3 protein-coding genes are annotated in these 3,736 nt (G+C 53.7%); all 3 read right to left on the bottom strand.

What is annotated here, in order from left to right; all coding sequences use genetic code 11:
• Positions 1–2,276: hypothetical protein (locus LKK83_RS16625; protein WP_324632349.1), on the bottom strand; the 2,276-nt coding region annotated here is incomplete at its 3' end.
• Positions 2,277–2,632: 356 nt separating this feature from the next.
• Entirely contained in the window at positions 2,633–2,872 is a 240-nt protein-coding gene (locus LKK83_RS16620; RefSeq protein ID WP_324632348.1) for a hypothetical protein, read from the bottom strand.
• A gap of 128 nt (positions 2,873–3,000) precedes the next feature.
• Positions 3,001–3,543 (bottom strand): Fur family transcriptional regulator, encoded by a 543-nt coding sequence (locus LKK83_RS16615; protein WP_324632347.1) that lies wholly within the window; start codon positions 3,541–3,543, stop codon positions 3,001–3,003.
• Between the last annotated feature and the right edge of the window lie 193 nt (positions 3,544–3,736).

Genomic DNA, 3,736 nt, shown 5'->3' with positions numbered 1-3,736 from the left:
TAAGAAGCTGGCTCCTGGTAGGAGGGGGCGGGTTCTTGGTAGGAGGGGGCTGGCTCCTGGTAGTAAGAAGCTGGCTCTTGATACGCCGGGGCTGGCTCTTGATACGCCGGTTCTGGCTCTTGGTAGTAAGTGGGTTCTTGGTAGGAGGGAGCCGGTTCTTGATAGGCCGGCTCTTGGTAGTAAGAGGTTGGCTCTTGATAGGCCGGTTCTTGGTAGGAGGGAGCCGGTTCTTCGTAGTAGACCGGTTCTTGAGAGGCGGCGCGTCTGGCTTCCGCTTCCCGGGCGGCATAGATAGCGTCGAGTTGGGCACCCCAGCGAGCGATCGCCCCTTGGGCTTCGGAATAAAGAGCGCGACCGTAGGCAATTTGACTGGCGGTTTCGATCGCCGCCCCCAGACGACCTTGAGCCGCCAGAGACGCTGCTTCGTCGAGGATGGGACGGTCTTCAGCGATTTGGATTTCGGCCACCCAGTCGGAAATGCGGTTTTGCGCTTCCGAGTAGAGGGCGCGACCCTCGGCGATTTTTTCTGCGGTGGTCACGGCTTCTTTCAGCTTGCCGTTTTTGGCTAAGGTTTGGGCTTCATCGAGGATGGGTTGGTCTTCCAGACGTTGGATTTGTTTGGTCCATTGGGCGATCAGGGTTTGGGCCTCGATCCGCAGGGGACGACCCATCTCCACGTTTTTGGCCGAAGCGATCGCATTTTTTAAGGCGTTAATGTTTTGATTTTGGCCGTTTGCGATCGCCCGTGCCGCCACCACATAGCCTCGGTCTTCGATTTCTTGGATTTCTTTGCGCCACCGGGCGATCTCGGTTTGGGCGTCAATCCGTCCGGGGCGATCGGGCTTCACCATCAGTGCTTGCTCGATCGCCAAGCGCATCAGCAGCGGGTGACGGAAACTCGCCACACTATTGGCCAGTTGGACTTGGATCAAGTCTTGCTGGTATTGTTTCCAGCGCGCTTGTTTTTCTTGCGCTTTTTTGTACAGGGGGCTGTCGGGTTGAATTTGGTCGGCGGTAGCGGAGGCTTCCAGGAATGCCAAGAGCCGTTCGCCAATCGGGCCGCTAGGCTTGTCGTCTTTTACCAGAGCTTGCGCTTGGCTGAGTTGAATTAAGTCTTGACTTTCGCGATAAACTGTGGTATCGCGCGGTACCCATTTGGCTGCAGCGATCGCGCCATCGAGTTCTCCCTCCTCGAAGCGTTCTTTGGCGATATCGAGCAACTGCCGACTCCATTGCTCGATCTGCTTTTTAGCTTCTTCGCTGACATAGGTGTTGGGATTGATTTGTCGCGCTTTATCGATGGCGCGGATAAATTCCTCAGCGGTTTTATACCACACCAAGTAGCGGGCATCTTCTAGCTTTTCCCATGCCTGCTTTTCGGTTTTCATCCGCTGCTTGATTTGAGAATAGCGCGTCGAGCGCCAATGGATGTTTTCCAGTTTCAGCAGCGCTCGGGTATGAGCATCCACTTGGTTCCAGTTTCTGGCTTTTAATGCCGCCAAGGCTTTCTCGTAGATCGCTTCCCCTTTTTCCCAGTCTCCCTGCCAACTTTGCGCCTCCAGATCTGCTTCGGCACGCACCGCATTGGACTCGGGAATTTTTTCCACAATAGCGATCGCGCCGTCTAAGTCCCCTTGGCTGAACTTTTGACGAGCAATGTCGAGCAGCAGTTTAGACCATTCCTCCTGCAGTCTTTCTCCTTGGGCGCGCATGGGGTGATCGCTCGGCCAACTATTGACCAGTTCGATGGCTTCTACCAGTTTGTCTAATTCCCCGGATTTGGCCGCAGACTGCGCGCAGTAGAGGCGATCGCGATCGGGCGCTCCCACGGTGAGTCCCTCGCAGTTCACCGGTGGCGGCATGGTGAGCAACCAGCGCAGAGAGACGGTGCCGACGCTGGTAAATGCCACAATCAGACTCAGCCAGAGGACGTGCCATCCCCACAAAATGCGCCGACTCTTATTCCATGCTTGCGCCAACGGCTTGGCGGCGAAGGAGCCTTTTTTTTCCTCGGTTTTTTCTCCGACGTCCTTGCCTTCTGCTGGCTGCGCTTCGTCAGCGCCAGTCACTGGCAATGCCTCAATTGGTTCTATTTCTGGACTGCTATTTGCCCTTGCCCCTTTTTTGTCTTGGGGACGCTGCGATTTCCGAGCAGAAAATAATTTATTGGTCACTGCCCGAATGCGCCCCTCCCGCTGTCTGCGGATGCGTTGGGCTGGCTGGGTACTGGATTGGTCAAATTCTTTTTTCACCATTGCTTCAGCTTGTCCGTGCAATGCAGACTTGTGAATACAAGTCTTTGAAGTTTTTGCTTATCCGTCGAAAGCTAGCGGTTGGCTCGCTTTCGGGCTAAAGGAGATTCTCGGTTCTTTGAGAAAATAAGGCAAACATCGAGAAGCCCTTGGCTGCCAAATGGGAATTTGGCGGTTTCTGGCGGCTCGATGCCGGGAAGACAGGGTGCCTACATTTTTTATCGGTTCTTTCGTTCCTTGCACTGTGGGCGATTTACAGTGCAATTTCACTACAGCGCTACCCAATGTTAGAGCCTTCCGTACCCCATGCTCGATAATTTTCGACAATTACCTGGCATGTGAAAATTCTCGCAAACCACATTCAAGTGGATCTTTGGTCTTCATGGGTAATGCTTCACGCCCAATTTTAGAGTTTCCGCTTGCAAAGGTGGAATTTGTCCCTTATCTCGGGGGAACTTTCCTCCTGGCAAGGTCATGGCGATCGCCCCCGCGCCAGTGAACCGAGGCGCGCTGCCTTCGGTTAGGGATGCGAGCGCGATTTTAAGCCTTTCGCCGTTGGAGGGCAAGGGGTCTTGCGGATCTATCACCGGGTTTCGACCCTCCTCAATGGATCGACTCATTCCAGAGTCGCACCCGATCCTCCCGCTTGGCAAGTCTCCGAGCCAACAAAAACCGATTTCATGGCTTTTCCCTCCCGCATTTGACTGTGGGCTGAAGCGGCAGCCATCGGGCCTTCCACCATTGACCTTCACTGCTCTTCTCCCCCGGGATGATTGCTGTTAGCATGGCTTCGGGCTTCTCCCTCATCCTCTAATTCCTTCAATTCTGATGCGGAAGCTGTCGGTCTCGAGGGAGGGTATTTCCCCTCATCGGATTCGGCGTTTCGATATCCATAAAAATTAATCTGATAGTCTACAATCTGGATCCCTGTTTCGGCTTGCACGCGATCGATGATTTCTTGGGGAAGTTCTACATACACGTCGAGCAGTTGATTGGTGTCTACGCAGTTGATGTGACTGTGGGAGGAGCTAATATTTCCGTAGAGTCTTCCGTCAGAACGCTCGATGCATTCGATAATCCCTTGGCGCGAAAGCGCTTCTAGGTTCTGGTAAACGGAGGTATGACCGATGTCTTTGCCGGCAAAGTTCAATCGGTCGTAAATTTCGCGCGCGGATAAATGTTCTTGCGCTTCCCACAGCAACTCTAGGATGAAACGACGCTGACGCGAAAGCCTCATCCCAAGGGTTTGACAGCGATTGAGCGCATCTTCTAAGGATCGAATGGGTTTCACGGATACTGCCTCTGTTGTCCTACTTTGGTTTTGATAGATTCACGATCACCTCCGATACGTTTGGAAACCCCCGTGCTTTAGCCGGGGGAGGAAAAACGAAGGTGCGGCTTTAGCCCCCGTCAAAACTATATTGAGAATTGGGTGTGCAGCGGGTTCGGTTGCCCCTGCACATAGAGATATGGTTGTCTCCAAA

It is taken from the genome of Phormidium sp. CCY1219, assembly GCF_035615515.1.
Taxonomy (GTDB): Bacteria; Cyanobacteriota; Cyanobacteriia; order Cyanobacteriales; family Laspinemataceae; genus CCY1219.
The sequence above is the reverse complement of the archived record's forward strand: the minus strand, read 5'-3'. Positions and strand labels throughout refer to the sequence as shown.

Bases quoted from the DNA above. Each gene is read 5' to 3' on its own strand.
- LKK83_RS16620 (WP_324632348.1), bottom strand. From the start codon at position 2,872: ATGAGTCGATCCATTGAGGAGGGTCGAAACCCGGTGATAGATCCGCAA.